Source organism: Luteibacter rhizovicinus DSM 16549 (genome assembly GCF_001887595.1).
In the GTDB taxonomy this organism is placed as follows: domain Bacteria; phylum Pseudomonadota; class Gammaproteobacteria; order Xanthomonadales; family Rhodanobacteraceae; genus Luteibacter; species Luteibacter rhizovicinus.
The window spans coordinates 1,831,559-1,846,785 of the sequence record NZ_CP017480.1 but is presented as its reverse complement, the minus strand read 5'-3'; the positions used below and the strand labels follow the sequence as shown (position 1 = coordinate 1,846,785).

At 64.9% G+C, this 15,227-nt stretch carries 18 protein-coding genes; 9 read left to right on the top strand and 9 right to left on the bottom strand.

The window, feature by feature from the left end; genetic code table 11:
* Positions 1-33: 33 nt before the first annotated feature.
* A complete protein-coding gene (gene pdxR, locus BJI69_RS08385; protein WP_244465339.1) occupies positions 34-1,557 on the top strand; it encodes a MocR-like pyridoxine biosynthesis transcription factor PdxR in 1,524 nt (507 codons plus the stop codon).
* On the opposite strand, the gene BJI69_RS08380 is transcribed toward pdxR, so the two are convergent.
* Positions 1,554-2,057 (bottom strand): DUF3455 domain-containing protein, encoded by a 504-nt coding sequence (locus BJI69_RS08380; protein WP_046969406.1) that lies wholly within the window; start codon positions 2,055-2,057, stop codon positions 1,554-1,556. The genes pdxR and BJI69_RS08380 overlap by 4 nt on opposite strands.
* 42 nt (positions 2,058-2,099) lie before the next feature.
* The gene (gene bla / locus BJI69_RS08375) at positions 2,100-3,092 is read right to left on the bottom strand and encodes a class A beta-lactamase (protein WP_046969405.1); all 993 of its coding nucleotides are present in this window, start codon (positions 3,090-3,092) and stop codon (positions 2,100-2,102) included.
* A 79-nt stretch (positions 3,093-3,171) separates the two neighbouring features.
* Between bla and BJI69_RS08370 the strand changes: the two genes are divergently transcribed.
* The gene (locus BJI69_RS08370) at positions 3,172-3,825 is read left to right on the top strand and encodes a VOC family protein (protein WP_046969404.1); all 654 of its coding nucleotides are present in this window, start codon (positions 3,172-3,174) and stop codon (positions 3,823-3,825) included.
* Between the two features lie 26 nt (positions 3,826-3,851).
* Here the strand turns inward: BJI69_RS08370 and BJI69_RS08365 are convergent, their stop codons facing one another.
* Entirely contained in the window at positions 3,852-4,463 is a 612-nt protein-coding gene (locus BJI69_RS08365; protein WP_046969403.1) for an FMN-dependent NADH-azoreductase, read from the bottom strand.
* Positions 4,464-4,571: 108 nt separating this feature from the next.
* Between BJI69_RS08365 and BJI69_RS08360 the strand changes: the two genes are divergently transcribed.
* Positions 4,572-5,162 carry a TetR/AcrR family transcriptional regulator gene (locus BJI69_RS08360; RefSeq protein WP_046969402.1) on the top strand — a complete coding sequence of 197 codons (591 nt, stop codon included), beginning with the start codon at positions 4,572-4,574 and terminating at the stop codon, positions 5,160-5,162.
* Between the two features lie 4 nt (positions 5,163-5,166).
* Here BJI69_RS08360 and BJI69_RS08355 read toward each other — a convergent pair whose 3' ends face one another.
* Entirely contained in the window at positions 5,167-5,997 is an 831-nt protein-coding gene (locus tag BJI69_RS08355) for an oxidoreductase (protein WP_046969401.1), read from the bottom strand.
* 136 nt (positions 5,998-6,133) lie between these two features.
* On the opposite strand from BJI69_RS08355, the gene BJI69_RS08350 reads away from it, so the two are divergent.
* The 3 genes from BJI69_RS08350 to BJI69_RS08340 all read left to right on the top strand — a co-directional run bounded on the left by BJI69_RS08350 (position 6,134) and on the right by BJI69_RS08340 (position 8,145).
* Positions 6,134-7,066 (top strand): AraC family transcriptional regulator, encoded by a 933-nt coding sequence (locus BJI69_RS08350; protein ID WP_046969400.1) that lies wholly within the window; start codon positions 6,134-6,136, stop codon positions 7,064-7,066.
* Positions 7,067-7,244: 178 nt separating this feature from the next.
* Positions 7,245-7,541, top strand: coding sequence for a hypothetical protein (locus tag BJI69_RS08345; protein WP_046969399.1), 297 nt, complete (start codon positions 7,245-7,247; stop codon positions 7,539-7,541).
* Between the two features lie 130 nt (positions 7,542-7,671).
* Positions 7,672-8,145: a DoxX family protein gene (locus BJI69_RS08340; RefSeq protein WP_052767376.1), complete on the top strand. Its 474-nt coding sequence runs from the start codon at positions 7,672-7,674 to the stop codon at positions 8,143-8,145.
* Here the strand turns inward: BJI69_RS08340 and BJI69_RS08335 are convergent.
* A complete protein-coding gene (locus tag BJI69_RS08335; RefSeq protein WP_046969398.1) occupies positions 8,142-8,783 on the bottom strand; it encodes a glutathione S-transferase family protein in 642 nt (213 codons plus the stop codon). The two genes, BJI69_RS08340 and BJI69_RS08335, sit on opposite strands and share 4 nt — an antisense overlap.
* An 87-nt stretch (positions 8,784-8,870) precedes the next feature.
* Positions 8,871-9,497, bottom strand: a complete 627-nt coding sequence (locus tag BJI69_RS08330; protein ID WP_046969397.1) for a TetR/AcrR family transcriptional regulator — start codon at positions 9,495-9,497, stop codon at positions 8,871-8,873.
* Between the two features lie 83 nt (positions 9,498-9,580).
* On the opposite strand from BJI69_RS08330, the gene BJI69_RS08325 reads away from it, so the two are divergent.
* Positions 9,581-11,110, top strand: a complete 1,530-nt coding sequence (locus BJI69_RS08325; RefSeq protein ID WP_046969396.1) for an FAD-dependent monooxygenase — start codon at positions 9,581-9,583, stop codon at positions 11,108-11,110.
* 30 nt (positions 11,111-11,140) lie between these two features.
* Entirely contained in the window at positions 11,141-12,265 is a 1,125-nt protein-coding gene (locus BJI69_RS08320) for an FAD-dependent monooxygenase (protein ID WP_046969395.1), read from the top strand.
* Between the two features lie 23 nt (positions 12,266-12,288).
* Here the strand turns inward: BJI69_RS08320 and BJI69_RS08315 are convergent, their stop codons facing one another.
* Together BJI69_RS08315 and BJI69_RS08310 are read right to left on the bottom strand one after the other, a co-directional pair.
* Positions 12,289-13,059 carry an SDR family oxidoreductase gene (locus tag BJI69_RS08315; RefSeq protein WP_046969394.1) on the bottom strand — a complete coding sequence of 257 codons (771 nt, stop codon included), beginning with the start codon at positions 13,057-13,059 and terminating at the stop codon, positions 12,289-12,291.
* Positions 13,060-13,075: 16 nt separating this feature from the next.
* Positions 13,076-13,768, bottom strand: coding sequence for an alpha/beta hydrolase (locus BJI69_RS08310; RefSeq protein WP_046969393.1), 693 nt, complete (start codon positions 13,766-13,768; stop codon positions 13,076-13,078).
* 163 nt (positions 13,769-13,931) lie between these two features.
* Here BJI69_RS08310 and BJI69_RS08305 point away from each other — a divergent pair, with 163 nt between their 5' ends.
* Positions 13,932-14,546 (top strand): CGNR zinc finger domain-containing protein, encoded by a 615-nt coding sequence (locus tag BJI69_RS08305; protein ID WP_046969392.1) that lies wholly within the window; start codon positions 13,932-13,934, stop codon positions 14,544-14,546.
* Between the two features lie 4 nt (positions 14,547-14,550).
* On the opposite strand, the gene BJI69_RS08300 is transcribed toward BJI69_RS08305, so the two are convergent.
* Positions 14,551-15,225 (bottom strand): hypothetical protein, encoded by a 675-nt coding sequence (locus BJI69_RS08300; protein ID WP_046969391.1) that lies wholly within the window; start codon positions 15,223-15,225, stop codon positions 14,551-14,553.
* Positions 15,226-15,227 lie beyond the last annotated feature (2 nt).

Here is a 15,227-nt window from a genome sequence, read left to right as displayed (position 1 = left end):
CGCGATGATGTTCAGGGCAAGGGGGAGTCGTAAATGACCGGTCGCGAGCTTTTCCGATGTGACCACTTCGAACTGTCGCGTGAGCCCCGGATGCCGGAACGGGGGAAAGCCGACGATCCCATGTACGTCCAGGTCGCCGAGTCGATCGGGCGGGATATCGATTCAGGGCGCTTCCAGGTGGGCGCGCGCCTGCCCGGAAGCCGCTCGATGGCCGTTGCCCTGGGCGTTTCCCGCACGGTCGTGCTGATGGCTTACGACCAGTTGGAAAGCGAGGGCTACCTTGACTCGCGCTCGGGCAGCGGCACGTACGTGAGTGCTCGACCCGCCGCCGTGTCGGCACGCGAGGCACGCGCTGAGGAACAGAGCGAGGCGCCGGGAGAGGTGCGCTTGTCTCGCCTGGCCCAGCGGGCCGAACTGCCTGCCGCACCGATGCTGGAAGCGTCCGCGCCCGAGGACAACGTGATCGATCTTGCGCAACCTCGCGTAGCGTCAGACCCGCGTAGCCTCAAGGCATGGGTGCAGAACCTGACAGCGTTGCTGCGCCGTCGCCACGTGCCCGACTTCCCCGAGCTGCAAGGCGCTATCGATCTGCGCAAGGCCGTGGCCGGGTATCTGAGCGTCGAGCGCGCCATGGAGGTCGACCCGGACGACATTCTTATCGTCAGCGGCGCGCAGCAGGCACGCGATCTCATCGCCCGCGTCCTGCTCGACGAAGGTGACATCGTCGGCGTGGAAGAACCCTGCCACTGGAGCGTCCGCCACACCTATGAAGCGGTGGGAACGCGGATCGTCCCGTGTACGGTCGGCCCTGACGGTATGGACATCGATCGCCACGCGGCGACGCTGGATGGCGTGCGGCTGGTCAACGTGGCCCCCTCCTTCCAGTTCCCGACCGGCGTCGTCATGACCGAGGATCGACGCAGGGCGCTTCTGCAGTGGGCCTACGCGAACGATGCGTGCCTGGTGGAGGACGACTTCGATTGCGAGCACCGTTTCGGCGTGCGCACCTCGCCGTCGTTGTGGTCGCTGGATCGCCACGGCCGGGTGATCCACGTCAGCAGCTTTGCACGCTCCATGTTTCCCGCCTTGCAGCTCGGTTACATGCTGGTGCCGCGCGCGCTGCGTGAGCGCTTCCTGGCGGTGAAGTGGCTGGCCGATCGTGGCAGCATCTCGATGCAACAGCACGTGCTCGCTGCGTGCATCGGCAGCGGCCAGTATCTGCGCGATCTGCGACGTATCGCGCATGGCCTGGCTCCTCGTCACCGCCTATTGCATGGTGCGCTACACGAGCGTCTCGGCGACACCATGACAGTCACCGGATCGGTGGCGGGCGGATCGCTATTCATCCACTTGCCCCGGCTGCCGCGCAGTGCCACCGGCGCACTGATGGCCGAGGCACTGAAGCGCGGCGTACGCGTCCGCTCCGCCGAACGCTTTCACCGGATACCACCGGATCACGTCACCTTGGTACTGAGCTACGCCGGCGTATCGGAGGCGAACCTCAAACGCGCCGGGGTCCGGCTTGCCGAGGCCTATGTGGCGGTTGCCGGTCCCTAACCCGGAAAGAAAAGGTACACCGCGCTATAAGGCACGCGAACCTCCGCGTCGGCGTGACTGGCATCGCAACCCGTCGCAGGTGCCACGCCGCCCTCCGTGCGCGTACGCACGACATACGCGACCTTGCTCAGCACGCCACTGCCTGTCGTCGACTTCGCATGAATGACGAGCCAGGGAATGGCGCCGGTGTCCGGTGACGGCGACGCGTTCAACGCTTCGCCGACCACCGTGCTGCCATCGTTCGCCTGCCAGCTCGGCCCCGCGAAGTGCTTGCCGATGACGTTGCCTTTGACGTCGCTCAACGTCGCCTCGGGTGCTTTCAGCGTCCAGGCGTAATTCGCTGCGACGGCCTTGCAGGTGTAGATCTGTACGCCCTTGCCGAAGGCTTCGATGGCGGGCGGCTTGGCGGGAGCACTCTGGGCGCTGGCACCACTTGCGACTACCGTCGCGGCGAGAACGCATGTCTGCAAGATCGTACGAAGGACGAACGACGTTTTCATGGGCCTATCCCGGAATGCGTGAGGCCCCGACTATATCGGGTCTCACTGCATCGACGCAGCCACGGCCTTCCCGATTTCCGCGAACCATGCGTCGGCCTGTTTCGGTTTCGCAGGCGAATCGCTCAGGAAGACGGCGACGACCATGCGACGACCATTCGGTGCGGTGACGATACCCATGTCGTTCCACGCGCCCAGGCGGTCGTCGTAGGTTCCGGCGGTACCCGTTTTGTCGGCCAGCTGGAAGCCAACGGGCAGCCCCGCACGAACGCGGTTGGGAATGACCTGCGCCGTCATCATGCCGAGCAACATGTTTGTCGACGATGACGACACCAGCGCGCCGGACTGGAGCTTGTCGAGGAAGGTCGCGGCAGCATCGAGGGTCGTCGAGTCGACCTTGCTGGCCAGCACCGCCTGGAAGCCCTTCTTCTCGCGCGCGTTGGCTGCTTCGTCGGACTCGCCGGCGACAGGCTGCTCGCCAGGCTTGAGACCGTTCAACATCAGGCTCAGCTCGCGCTCGCCCATGTCGATGCGCATGCCGTGAACGCCCTTGCTCTCGAGGAACGCCGTGGCTGCATGACCGCCGCCAAGCAACCGGAGCAGTGCGTCGACGGCCGTGTTGTCACTCTGGGTCACCGCGGCACGAAGGACTTCTTCAACGGACACATCCAGTGGACCGGCCTCGAGCCGCTTGCCGAGCGACGGTACGGCCGAGCCGGGGACGATGTCCGCCGGGACCAGGTGAACTTTTTGATCGAGCTTCAGTTCGCCGCTGTCGACGCGCGCCAGCACCGCGGCGGCGATGGGCGCCTTGAACGCGCTCATCATCAGGTAGCTGCGGCCGTCGTTCACCTTGATCGACTTTCCGGTTGAAGGATCCATGACGACGATACCGAGCGTGCCCGGGCGCGCCTCGCTGGCGATGCGGTCGAGGGATGCCTGCAAGCGCGTATCGACGGGCGCGGCGAAGGCTGAGCCGACGGCAAGTGAAAGGACCAGGGCACGAAGCGTCTGCATCAACATCGGTAAGCCATTCATGGGAAACGGGCGCTCATCGTTGCAATAAATCGGGGTCGGACAACGACGAGAATGTGGCAATTGAGTGGCGGAGGTTGTCATGAACGCTAACGCTGGTGTGGACATGAAACTCGAGATCGTCGTCATTCCCGTCGCCGACGTCGATCGTGCCAAGCGCTTCTACGGCGATCTGGGATGGCGACTGGATGCCGATTACCCTTCCGACGACGGCTACTTTCGCGTCATCCAGTTCACGCCGCCGGGGTCTGGCTGCTCCGTGATTTTCGGCAAGAACGTCACCGCCGCCGCTCCCGGTTCGGCGCAAGGCCTCTACCTGATCGTTTCCGATATCGAAGCGGCTCGTCAGGAGTTGCTCGATCGCGGCGTACCGATCAGCGACGTGTTCCACGATGCGGCTGGCGTATATGCCGGGACTGACGAGCCCTATCTCTTCGGGCGGGTACGGATTGGCGGCGTCGATCCGGCACGTAGCAGTTATCGCTCCTTTGCCTCGTTCCAGGATCCGGACGGCAATGGCTGGTTGTTCCAGGAAATCACGCAGCGTGCGCCCGGCCGGGTAGAGGCCGCCACGACGTTCCGTTCGTCGCAAGACCTCGCAGCGGCCTTGCGGCGGGCGGGTGCCGCACACGGTGAGCACGAGAAGCGCACGGGCGGCAAACACGACGAGAACTGGCCGGACTGGTACGCGGAGTACATCGTCCGCGAACAGGCCGGCGAGGAACTGCCCCTGTAGCGGGCAGTCCAGGCTCCAAACCAGCGTTATGCGCGCGCGAGTACCGCGGCCGTCTCCAGGTGCGGCGCCATGAACGCCTCCCGATCGGCGCCGAAGTTGAGCGCCATGGTTCCGTTCACGGTGAGCAAGGTGGCATCCGTCACCCCGAGAAAGCCGAACATGGTCTGCAGATAGGGGCCGACGAAGTTGTATTCGTCCCTCTGGGGGCCACCGGTGCCGACGATGAAGGTCGCCTTCTTGCCCGTGAGCAGGCCCGCTGGCGTCGTCCCGTCGCCATACGAGAACGTGCGCTGGGCGCGCACCACCTGGTCGATCCACAGCTTGAAGATCGCGGGCACCCCGAAGTTATGCATCGGCACGGCGAACACGTATTCGTTGGCCTCTTCCAGTTCGGCGATCAGCGCATCCGAGAGCGCCAGCGTCTGGGTTTGCGCATCCGACCGCTGGTCCGCCTGCGTGCGCACGGCATTGACCCACGACGCATCGATGGGGGGAATCGGCGTGGCGTAGAGGTCACGCGTCAGCACGCGACCGCCGGGGTTGGCGGCGACCCACTGGTCCACGAACGCCGCGGACAGCTGCCGGGTGACGGAATTTTCGAGCATCGGGCTGGAATCGATGTGCAGTAGCGTGGACATGGCTTGGCTCCTAATAGACAAATGACGTTTACACAGCATATGTCTGCTGCATGTAATAGACAAGTGTCGCTTAGACGTCGGGTGCCTATGCCGGTATCCTTGAGCCCAATGACCCCTTCCGTGCCCGCCAGCCTGCCCGCCGTGCAGAAGATCGACCCGCGCATCCTGCGCAGTCGTCGCATGCTCATCGATGCGCTTGCCCGGTTGCTGACCCAGAAGTCGTTCGAAGAGATCTCGGTCCAGGACATCGCCGACGAGGCGACGCTGAATCGCGCCACGTTCTATCTGCACTATCCGGACAAGAGCAGCCTGCTGCAGGCCATGGCGGCAGCGCGCTTCCGCGACCTGGTCGAGCGGCGCGGACTGTCGTTCAACAGCTGCGAGGGTGGACTCCGGGCCATCGCGCTCGGTGTATGCGACTACCTGGCGGCGTCACCGGGATGTCCGGGCGGGCTCGGCAAGATGCCGCTGGAAGATTCCATCATCGCGGTGGTGGAAGACATCTTCCGCGAAGGATCCGGCCAGCATCAGGTCGTGCCAGGCGTCGACCCGGAACTGGTGTTCACCACGGCGGCGTGGGCCATCTTCGGCGCGGCCCGCCTCTGGCTGACGATGCGCGATCGCGTATCGGCCGAGGAGATGGCGGACAGGATCGAAGCGATCGTCCTGCCCATGTTGATGCACGCCACCGAGCGATAACGCGTCAGCCGTCGGTCGATCGCGTCAGGATCTCCCATGTGTCGATATCAGCCACCATGGCGACGAGTTTTTCGCGCACGAGAGTCAGCGCATCGCTGCCGAGCAGAAGATGCGCCGGCGGCTCGGGCAGGCTGACCAGGGTCAGGATGGCCTTCGCTGCCTTTGCCGGATCGCCGAGCTGCTTGCCACTCTTCTCTTCCCGCGCCTTACGGATCGGATCGAAGATGGCGTCGTAGTCGGCGATGCTACGCGGCGAGCGCTGCATCGACCGTCCTGCCCAATCCGTACGAAAGCTGCCCGGCGCGACGGCGGTGACGTGTACGCCGAACGGCTTCAGCTCCTTGCTGAGCACCTCGCTGATGCCCTCGAGCGCGAACTTGCTGCCGCAGTAGTACGCGATCCCGGGCATCGTGATGAAGCCGCCCATCGAGGTGATATTGACGATGTGTCCGCGGCGACGCTCACGGAATCGCGGCACGAAGGCCTGGGTGACCGCCACGGCGCCGAACACGTTCACCTCGAACTGGCGACGCATCTCGTCGAGCGGCGACTCCTCGAAGATGCCTTCGTGACCGTATCCCGCGTTGTTCACGAGCACGTCGACCGGACCGAAGCGCGTCTCCGCATCGGCAACCGCGGTCGGAATCGCATCAATGTCGGTAACGTCCAGCAGGATGGCGTTCGCGTGATCTTCGTGCAGCGCCTCGAAGGCACGGCGTGCTTCCTCGTTGCGAACGGTGCCGATCACTCGATGGCCGACGGACAAGGCCTCCCGGGACAATGCCAGGCCGAAGCCACTGCTGACGCCGGTGATGAAAAGGGTCTTGCTGCTCATGGATAGCCTCCTGGTCTGGACAGGTGGCCATCGTAGGCTTCCGGTGCGTTGGGCCCCATGGCCTGTCATATGGCGTAATTGCCTGATCCTATGAGTAGCGCTTGCAGAGGCGCCTCTGAAGCTGGAGAGTGGACGCATGGATACGCTCGTCCGCCGCCGCATGATCGGTCTCCTCCGCGCCCTCGCGCCGGCGGAGGGCTACACCCTGACGCCGTTGCCGGACGTGCGCCTACTTCGTGCCGACCGACCGTTGAGCCGTACGCCCGTGCTCTATGAGCCCGGCATCGTCATCGTCGTGCAGGGACGCAAGCGCGGCCTCCTGGGCGACGAGGTTTTCGTCTACGACGAGCAGCACTACCTCGTGGTGTCCGTGCCCGTCCCCTTCACCATGGAGACGGACGCCACGGCAGAGGAACCGTTGCTGGCGATCAATTTCCGTCTCGATCATGCGATGGCCGCCGAACTCTGCCTGCAGATTGACGAGCACCACGGCGCATCGGCGGCGGCTCCGCGCGGACTGTATGCCTCGCCCATGGAAGACGCGCTGGCGGCATCGGTACTGCGCCTGCTCGAGGCGCTGGCGAGCCCGCCGGAAGGCGAGCTGCTCGGCGCGGCACTCGTACGCGAGATCTATTACCGGATCCTCTCCGGTGCGCAGGGTGGGTCGTTACGCGCGGCGTTGGCGCAGCAAGGCAAGTTCGGGATGGTCGCGCGCGCGATCCGGATGATCCATAGCCGTTATGGGGAATCGCTCAGCATCGACGAACTGGCAAGCGAAGCGGCGATGAGCGCACCCACCTTCCACGCACACTTCCGTGCGATGACAGGCACCTCGCCGATGCGCTACGTGCAATCGACTCGCCTGCACCAGGCGCGGTTGATGATGCTTCGCCAGCACACCACCGCTGCCGCCGCAGCCGCTGCCGTCGGCTACGAGAGCGCGTCGCAATTCAGCCGGGAATTCAGGCGTTTGTTCGGAAGACCGCCGGTGGAAGAGGTGGAACGCATGAAGCGGAACTTCGCCATGCCGGCGGCGCTGACGCCCTCGCCCTTTGTTTCGTCGCATTGACCTGAGAGCTATGTCACTGCTTTTGTTCATGTTTCAAGAGAAGGCGAGCCGGAAGCCAGGGCGGGGGTGAGGCCTCCCTCCATGCCCGGCCGGCCCAATTCATCCTGCCGCAAGGAATTGAAAGGCACACTCGATCCGGCAATAACCCCGGCCTCGTGCCTCGTACGGAGATAGACCCATGCGCCATTCCGCCCTGCTGCTGGCCGGTTCCCTCGGCCTGATCCTGGCCTCGAACGCCTTCGCATCCGACCGTCCCGACCCGGGCAAGCTGACCACCCGCTGCCTGGATGCCGCGGCAAAGAAGTACGACGTCAAGAACGACTACATCCAACTCCAGCCGATCCAGGCTGCCGAGTCGGGCTCCGGCTACTCCATCGCCGGCGTCGCTGACGCAGGCATGGACGGCAAGAAGAACTTCACCTGCCAGTTCGACAAGAAGGGCAAGCTCGCTAACCTCGTTCCCGAAGGTAAGTAAGCGGGGAGATGGGTGGCCGCGTGCAGGGCGCGGCCACCTTTTTCTTCCTGGGGAGTGACTCAGTGAGAGGCTACGGCTGATCGCTCGATGGCGGTGTAACCGATATCACCGTTGTCACGAACTACCCCGCATGAACCGATCCTTGCTTTCACGACTCACCACCGCGCCGTGGACGTTACCGCCCGGTTGGCACGCCGTGCCCCTTCGACTGATCGTCGGCCTGGGCTTCGTGGAACACGGCTACGCGAAGCTCGCCCGCGGCCCCGATGCCTTCATCGCGATCCTCCACGCGATGGGGATGCCGTTCGCGGATGTGCTCGGCTGGGCCACGATAGGTATCGAGGTCGTCGGCGGATTGTTGGTCCTGCTGGGGGCGTTCATTCCGGTGGCGGCGTTGCCGATGCTCGTCGTGCTTCTGGTCGCAACGGTGACAGCGCATCTGCCGAACGGATTCAGTTCCATCAAGTTGCTGTCGTATGACGCGGCGGGTGCGCACTTCGGTCAACCGGGTTACGAAACGGACGTGCTTTATGCGGCGGCCCTGCTTGCCTTATGCCTCGGTGGCGCCGGGCCTTGGGCGCTGGATAACTACCGAGCCTCCTAAGTACCCGTTGCTTGCGCCAGTTGGGCGGCGAAGGCCCGCTGGTACGCCGGCCGCGCCTCGCCACGCGCTACGTAGGCGGCCAGATTGGGGAACTCGTCCAGAATGCCCGACATGCGCAACCGGAGCAGCACGGACACCATGATCAGGTCGCCCGCGCTGAACTCGCCATCGAGCCATTCGGCGTCGCCCAGACGGGCAGAGAGCGGACGAAGTCGCTGGCGGATACGATCGAAGACCAGGGGCATCCGCTCTTTCGACCAGGGCTTGTCGCCTTCCGCGAACTTGACGACGACGATTTCAAGAATCGATGGCTCGACGGAATTGAGCGCGGCGAACATCCACATGATCGCCCGGGCGCGTGCATTCCCATCGCTCGGTAACAGCCCCGCGTAGTGTTCCGCGATGTGGAAGACGATGGCGCCGCTTTCGAACAGGCACAGATCGCCTTCCTCGTAGGTCGGGATCTGTCCGAAGGGATTCATGCACACATGCGCGGACTGCTTCAGCGCTTCGAACGAAAGAGGGCGAACGTTATACGGCTGCCCCACTTCTTCCAGCGCCCAACGGACGCGGGTGTCACGCGAGAGCCCCTTGCCACCGTCGGGTGAATGTTCGAATGCGGTGATTGTAATGGTCATGGCGCACGTCTCCTGAATCAGCCTTCGGGCGGGCGGGTTGCCTTGCCTTACCTATCCCGTCGAACGAGCGTCGTGTCGTTCGACATCTCACACATAAGGTGTCCGCGCGAGGGCGGCATCGACGCCTTTGAAACCCTGCTCCATCACTCTCACGAACGCCGCCACCGGATCCTGCCCCTCCCGAAAGGCACGAAGCGCGTCGCCATACGCCACCACGAGGGTGGAAACCAGCATGCTCGCGGCGAGGCGCGCGTCGGAATCGGTGGGAGGCCGGCCCAGCGCATCGGCAAGCATCGCAGCGAGATCGTCGCCCAGCGTCACCCGCAACTCGCGCGCATAGGTCGTGAGCGACGGACTCACCACGACGGTTCGCCAGAACTGAATCGGCCGGGCGGACATCTGGAAGATCGGATGGCCCGTGTCCACAAGGGCTCGCATGGCAGCTTCGAACGCACGCACCGGGGACTGCGCTCCGCGTCCCGCGATCGCGTCGCGCACCAGGGCCCGAACCTCTTCCTCGCGGTCGAAGATCAGGTCCTCCTTGCGCAGGAAGTAGTTGAATACCGTTTTCCGGGCCACCCCGGCCTCGCGCGCCACCTCGGCGACCGAGACGTTGTCGAAGCCGCGCTCGATGAACAGGCGTGTGGCGACGTGGGATATCGCCTGGCGCGTCTCCGCTTTTTTCTGGTTCCGAAGCCCGTCCGGTTTTGACATCTGTCCCTGTGCCTTGTAGAAACTTACACCCAGTGTAACTATTTGGAGGGTGGCGCGCCTGCCACCGGCCCGAGGATATCGCCTTGATCTACGACGTTGTGGTGGCCGGCGCGGGCCCGGTCGGCCTGTTCCTGGCCTGCGAATTGCGCCTGGCGGGACGCTCCGTGCTGGTGCTGGAAGCGCAGGCCGATCCGCGGTCTCCCCTGAAACGCCTGCCCTTTGGCATGCGCGGCCTTTCCGCGCCGTCGATCGACGGATTCGACCGTCGCGGCATGCTGGATGAGATCGCGGCACGCCAGCCGGGGCGAGACGGCGTCGGTCCCGGCGCGGCGGGCGCCGCCCATTGGATGGACCAGCCTCGACGCCCGGCCGGCCATTTCGCCGGCATTTCGTTCTACGAGGACCAGGTCGACCGCTCGGCGTGGCCCTGGCGCCTGCCGGGTGCGGCCGCCACCAGCATGATGGTCACCATGGAGTCCCTGGAGCTCACGCTCGAGGCGCGGGCGGTGGCGATGGGCGCAGATGTCCGGCGCGGCGCTGGCGTCGATGGTCTCGACCAGGACGATGAGGGCGTGCACGTCACCGCGGCGGGTGACGTGTTTCGCGGGCGTTGGCTCGTCGGTTGCGATGGCGGCCGCAGCACGGTGCGCAAGGCCGGCGGTTTCGACGTCGTCGGTACCGATCCGGAATTCACCGGCTACTCCGTGGATGTCGAGCTGGCCGAGCCGCATGCGCTTCGGCCCGGCCGCCACTACACGCCGACGGGGATGTACACCTACGGCGCGCCTGGAACGGTCGCGATGGTCGAGTTCGATGGCGGCGCGTGTCACCGGATGCAGCCGATCTCGCTCGAACACGTGCAGGGAGTGCTTCGGCGCGTCTCGGGGACGGACGTCACGGTAACGGCACTTCGGCTGGCGACGACATGGACCGACCGCGCCTTCCAGGCGACGTCGTATCGCCGTGGACGCGTGTTGCTCGCCGGTGACGCCGCACACATTCACTCCCCTCTTGGCGGTCAGGGCCTGAATCTTGGACTCGGCGACGCCATGAATCTCGGTTGGAAGCTGGCCGCGACGCTGCGAGGCGATGCACCTGAGGGATTGCTGGATACCTACACGGCAGAACGACATCCTGTCGGTGCGAGCGTGCTGGATTGGTCACGCGCGCAGGTGGCGCTGATGCGGCCGAGCCGGAGTTCGCGTGCACTCGAAGCCATCGTCCGCGACCTGATCGACACGCGTGATGGGGCGACGTATTTCGCGGGGCGCGTCTCGGGGGTGACGCTCCGCTGTGACCTGGGATCCGATCATCCGCTGGTAGGACGTAGCGTCCCCGATGTCGAGCTGGCGGATGGAACCCGACTGAACGAACACCTCAGGAGTGGCAAGGGCTTTTTCCTCGACTTCGACCCGCATGCACCGCTGCAGGACTTTGCGAAGTTCGGCGATCGCGTCGAGTACATCGGCAGCAATACCAACAACGTCAACGATCGACTGGGATTGCGCGCCCTGCTCGTGCGACCCGATGGCATCGTTGCGTGGGCGACCGATGAAGAAGCGATTCCCGATGACGTGATTTGTAACGTGTCGCGATGGTTCGGCGAGGCATAATCGGCGATTGCAGATAGAAGGGCGTGTGTCATGGCAGTCGAAGATTCGCAGCGCATCGTCATCGCCGGCGGCGGTATCGCCGGCCTCGCCACCTGGCGCGCCTTGAAACAACGCGACATCGCGTCCCTCGTGGTCGAGCGCCGGCCCGTGGCGGCCGATGGCGGTCTTGCCATCAATCTTCCCGGCAACGCCATCGCGGCACTCGAGCAGCTCGGCCTCAGCGCACAGATCGCGCGGCTGGGACACCCGGTGCGCAAGCGTGAGTACCGTTCGCGCGACGATCGCCTGCTTGCCGCGATCGACGAAGACAGCTTCTGGGGCGCGACGCACCGCCCGCGCGCGGTGCGTCGCGCCGACCTGATGGCGATGCTCGGCAACGGCATGGAGGGTTCCGAACTCCGGTCGGATCGCGCCATCGCCTCGGTCCAGCAAGATCCTTCGACCGTCCATGTCCGTCTCGACAACGATGAGCAACTCTCCACACGCCTGCTAGTCGGCGCCGATGGCGTGCGCTCCACGGTGCGCCAGGCGGTCATGGGCGCGTCGCAGCCTTCTGCCGCTCACATCGCTTCCGCCAGCTGGCGCTTCATGGCACCCAATCCCGGCGTCGATGGCTGGACGGTGTGGACGGGCGAGCACGGCACGATCCTGCTGCTTCCCATCGACGATGCGACGGTCTATGGCTGGGTCGCCGTGAGTTCGCCGAATGTCGCGGGCGACGATCTTAGGCAGCTGGATCAGGCATTCCGTGACTTCCCCGAGCGCGTGCGCAAAGCGCTCGCCTGGGCGCTCGCTCATCCGGAGTCGCTCTACCATTCGCCCATCGAGGAAGTGCGCCTGAGCCGCTGGAGCGAAGGTCGGGTCGTACTTCTCGGTGACGCGGCGCACGCCACGGCACCGGTGTGGGCCGAAGGCGCGGCGCTGGCGATGGAAGATGCGCTCGCACTCGCCGGCATCGTCTCGGACACCGACGACATGGCTGTGGTCGGCCAGCGTTTCGAGCAAGCCCGCCAGCCACGCGTGGCGCATGTGCAGGCTATGACGGATCGTCTGTCGAAGTCGGCGCGACTGCCCTATGGACTGCGTCGATTCATCATGCCGTTCGTCGTCCCGCGCAGCTATCGGGCCACGTACACGCCGCTCAAGCAGGGCTGACGGCGGCGGCTCTGGATCCACGATCAGGTCGCCTTTACTTCGCCACCGTCCATCCGGATCGTCGAACCCGTCATCCACTTCGCACCCGGCGACACGAGGAAAGCCATGAGTTCGGCAATCTCCTCCGGCTCACCGTAGCGAGCGATACCTGCCTCGCGAGGGAACGCCGTGGTGGCTTCTTCCACCGTCATGCCGTGTGACGGCGCCCAATGCTCGAGATAGGAACGACGGCGGCCCGTCATGACGGGACCCGGCAAGACACTGTTTACCTGCACGCCATCCGCGATTCCCCGATCCGAGAAGGCCTTGGCGAGCGCGACGATAGCCGCGTTGATCGTGGCGACGGCTGCATAGGGGGCCTTCGGCGTCTCGGCGGAGTTGCCCGAGATGAGGACGACCGAACCGTGAGTCGCCTTCAGCGCCGGCCACGCTTCGATCGTCAGGCGACGCGCCCCGTGGAGCTTGAGCGCCATGCCCGCATCCCATTGTTCATCAGTCATCGCGAACAGATCGATCTGCGGTACCGCGCCGGCGATGTTGAGCAGGGCGTCGATGCGACCGAAGGTCGCCAGCGTCTGCTCGACCACGGCTTTCGCCGAGGCTGGTGCACCGAGGTCCATGTCGATGACAAGTGCTTCCGCACCGTCCCGACGAATGTCGGAGGCCGTCGACTCCAGGGATTCCTTGTTGCGCGCGACCAGCACGATCGCGCCGAAATCCCGCGCAAGGCGCAGTGCCGTGGATCGGCCGGTACCCTGGCTGGCTCCCGTGACAATGGCGACTGTCTTTGACATGGCAATGCTCCGGCTCTCAGTGAATGACGCCGCGAACGGCTTCGAGGATCACGCTGACAACGGCATCGGGTGCCGTGACGCCCGGCGTGTGGTCGACCGGCAGGGCATGGACGCGAGCACGCATGCGTTCGGCCATGAAGCGCTGGGTTTTCTCGACAATCATGCGGTCCTCCTCGGCCAGCAGGTACCACGCAGGGATGTCCTTCCACCGTGGACGCCCGACCGGCACCGTGATGCACGCAGGCGAGATCGGACGCTGGGTCGCCATCGCTAACGCCTGATCTTCGGGCGATGCGTCCTGTGCGAACGCCGACGCGAATGCGTCACGCGGCAGCCAGATCAGACCGTGACTGTCCGGCGCGAGCGTCGGCGCAAGAGGATGCGGCTCGTTTCGGTAGAAGACATCCGCGACCGTCTCACCTTCATCGGGTGCAAGAGCCGCGACATAGACCAGCGCCCGCACCTGGGGATGGCGAGCTTCGCCGATCACCGCACCTGCATACACGTGGCCTACGAGAACGACCGGCCCAGCGACGCGGTCGAGGGTGCGCTCCAGCGCCTGGACGTCATCGGCCAGGCTCGTCAGCGGGATCGGTGCCGAGACCGCCTCGATGCCTTCGTTTCGGAGAAGGACGATCACCTTCGACCAGCTGGAGCCATCGGCCCAGGCGCCGGGGACAAGGACAACGCGGACGGTCTGCTCGGACATCGCTCGAAGCTCCACTGAGGGAATGTTGGGAAGGTGGCCGGCGCGGTCTGGCGAGGACGGCCCGAGTAACCATCTAAACTACGTCGACGAGGTTATTTGCGTCCGCGTAACTTGTCAACTCCACTTTAGGCGGTTACTTTGTTGTCATCACCCAAGGACGCCCATGCCTTCCCCTACCCCCGCCATGCTCATCGCCGACTCGACCGGCCTCGATTTCCTCAACTCCATCGCGACGCCGACGAACGTCACGATCGACTGGATCGACGACGGCGACGGGTTGATCGACTGGCTCGGGCAGGCCCAGCTGGTACCGGCGGACGTCCTCGTCGCCATGCGGGGCGGCGCCATGCCGGGTGAGCTCGATCGGCTCGCTGAGCAGGTTCGGGATCTGCGGGAGTGGTTCCGGGGATTCGTTCGGGAGCACAAGGGCAAGCCGCTCACATCGGCGAGCCTGCGTGAGCTCGACCCGCTGAATCGCTTGCTCGCGCGCGACGAAGGCTACGGCCGTGTGGTCGCGCTCGATTCGGGCACCATCGGCTTCGAGCGAGTGCGCCGGTGGACGTCACCCGAGTCGCTGCTCCTTCCGGTCGCCGAAGCCATGGCGACGCTGGTCGCCGAGCAAGACTTCTCTTACGTGAAGGCCTGCGAAGGTCCGACCTGTACGCTGTTGTTCGCCGATCACACGCGCGGTCACGTCCGTCGCTGGTGCAGCATGTCCGCCTGTGGCAACCGGGCGAAGCAGCTTGCGCATCGACAGCGACTCGGTGCGCGACCTTGAGGCTTCACCGTACGCCGGCCACGACCAGGTACAAACCGACGATCACGCCCGTGGCAAGACTATTGGCGACCACTGCCGTCGCCATGGCTCGCCACCACGAAAGCTTCAGAAGCCGTGCGTAGATCGCAATCTGCGCCCACGCGTACCAGAGGCAACTGAGGATCAGTAACGCTGCGCCCACGAGTATCCAGTCGCCCTTCGCGAAGCTGATGATGGTCGACGCTATCGCCAGTCCCAGCGCGAACGGGGCGAGCAGGTAGCAGTGGATGTAGAACGGATGGCGCAGCGACTCCCTGTTCGTCGGCTGTCGCTGGTGCCTTAGCATGGCCATCGCACCGAACAAGCCAAAGAAGCAGAAAACGACGCTGCGGGTCGCGATGACCATCTGTTCGGACGAGAACAGCTCCCTGCCCAGGACGGTGTCGATCACCGGCGCGCCGTGACGCGTACCCAGTTCGATCAGATGCGCCAGCACGATCGTCAGGATCAGCATCAGCGGAGGGCTGACCATCTCGGTGAACTGCTCTTCGCGCGGCTGCTTCAGTTGCTCGCCCGTGTAGACGGCGACGGCCACCGGATGCCAGAGCGTCCTCCATAGGGCGCGGGGGTAAAACACCAACCAGCCCATGATCTCGTAGAGGAACTCTTCGAGCGACTGCAGGATACGCATGAAGTCCATCG

Excerpts from the sequence above, each read along its gene's own strand:
- pdxR (WP_244465339.1), top strand. The coding sequence starts at position 34 with ATGACCGGTCGCGAGCTTTTCCGATGTGACCACTTCGAACTGTCGCGT.
- BJI69_RS08380 (WP_046969406.1), bottom strand. The coding sequence starts at position 2,057 with ATGAAAACGTCGTTCGTCCTTCGTACGATCTTGCAGACATGCGTTCTC.
- bla (WP_046969405.1), bottom strand. The coding sequence starts at position 3,092 with ATGAATGGCTTACCGATGTTGATGCAGACGCTTCGTGCCCTGGTCCTT.
- BJI69_RS08370 (WP_046969404.1), top strand. The coding sequence starts at position 3,172 with ATGAACGCTAACGCTGGTGTGGACATGAAACTCGAGATCGTCGTCATT.
- BJI69_RS08365 (WP_046969403.1), bottom strand. The coding sequence starts at position 4,463 with ATGTCCACGCTACTGCACATCGATTCCAGCCCGATGCTCGAAAATTCC.
- BJI69_RS08360 (WP_046969402.1), top strand. The coding sequence starts at position 4,572 with ATGACCCCTTCCGTGCCCGCCAGCCTGCCCGCCGTGCAGAAGATCGAC.
- BJI69_RS08355 (WP_046969401.1), bottom strand. The coding sequence starts at position 5,997 with ATGAGCAGCAAGACCCTTTTCATCACCGGCGTCAGCAGTGGCTTCGGC.
- BJI69_RS08350 (WP_046969400.1), top strand. The coding sequence starts at position 6,134 with ATGGATACGCTCGTCCGCCGCCGCATGATCGGTCTCCTCCGCGCCCTC.
- BJI69_RS08345 (WP_046969399.1), top strand. The coding sequence starts at position 7,245 with ATGCGCCATTCCGCCCTGCTGCTGGCCGGTTCCCTCGGCCTGATCCTG.
- BJI69_RS08340 (WP_052767376.1), top strand. The coding sequence starts at position 7,672 with ATGAACCGATCCTTGCTTTCACGACTCACCACCGCGCCGTGGACGTTA.
- BJI69_RS08335 (WP_046969398.1), bottom strand. The coding sequence starts at position 8,783 with ATGACCATTACAATCACCGCATTCGAACATTCACCCGACGGTGGCAAG.
- BJI69_RS08330 (WP_046969397.1), bottom strand. The coding sequence starts at position 9,497 with ATGTCAAAACCGGACGGGCTTCGGAACCAGAAAAAAGCGGAGACGCGC.
- BJI69_RS08320 (WP_046969395.1), top strand. The coding sequence starts at position 11,141 with ATGGCAGTCGAAGATTCGCAGCGCATCGTCATCGCCGGCGGCGGTATC.
- BJI69_RS08315 (WP_046969394.1), bottom strand. The coding sequence starts at position 13,059 with ATGTCAAAGACAGTCGCCATTGTCACGGGAGCCAGCCAGGGTACCGGC.
- BJI69_RS08310 (WP_046969393.1), bottom strand. The coding sequence starts at position 13,768 with ATGTCCGAGCAGACCGTCCGCGTTGTCCTTGTCCCCGGCGCCTGGGCC.
- BJI69_RS08305 (WP_046969392.1), top strand. The coding sequence starts at position 13,932 with ATGCCTTCCCCTACCCCCGCCATGCTCATCGCCGACTCGACCGGCCTC.
- BJI69_RS08300 (WP_046969391.1), bottom strand. The coding sequence starts at position 15,225 with ATGGACTTCATGCGTATCCTGCAGTCGCTCGAAGAGTTCCTCTACGAG.